The organism is Streptomyces sp. SID12501 (genome assembly GCF_010550245.1).
Lineage (GTDB): Bacteria > Actinomycetota > Actinomycetes > Streptomycetales > Streptomycetaceae > Streptomyces.
Genome location: NZ_JAAGLU010000590.1, coordinates 1 through 453 on the forward strand (window position 1 = coordinate 1; position 453 = coordinate 453).

Consider the following 453-nt stretch of genomic DNA (forward strand, 5'->3'; position numbering starts at 1 on the left):
GATCCCTTCGAGTCGTACTTCTCCGGCAACACCATCCAGATCTGCCCGGTCGGCGCGCTGACCTCGGCGGCGTACCGCTTCCGCTCCCGCCCGTTCGACCTGGTCTCCACCCCCTCGGTGTGCGAGCAGTGCTCCGGCGGCTGCGGGATGCGCACCGACCACCGGCGCGGCAAGGTCATGCGGCGCCTCGCGGCCAATGAGCCCGAGGTCAACGAGGAGTGGATCTGCGACAAGGGGAGGTTCGGCTTCCGTTACGCCCAGCAGCGCGACCGGCTCACCACCCCGCTGGTCCGCAACGCCGACGGCGTCCTGGAACCGGCGAGCTGGCCCGAGGCGCTGGAAGCCGCAGCGGCCGGTCTTCTCGCCGCCCGGGGCCGGGCCGGTGTGCTGACAGGTGGCCGGCTGACCGTCGAGGACTCCTACGCGTACAGCAAGTTCGCGCGCGTGGCCCTC

The 453-nt window shown here is 71.5% G+C and carries 1 protein-coding gene; it reads left to right on the forward strand.

Annotated features, from left to right (window positions below):
* On the forward strand, positions 1 to 453 hold a 453-nt coding region (locus tag G3I71_RS47425), incomplete at both ends, for a molybdopterin-dependent oxidoreductase (RefSeq protein WP_164325147.1).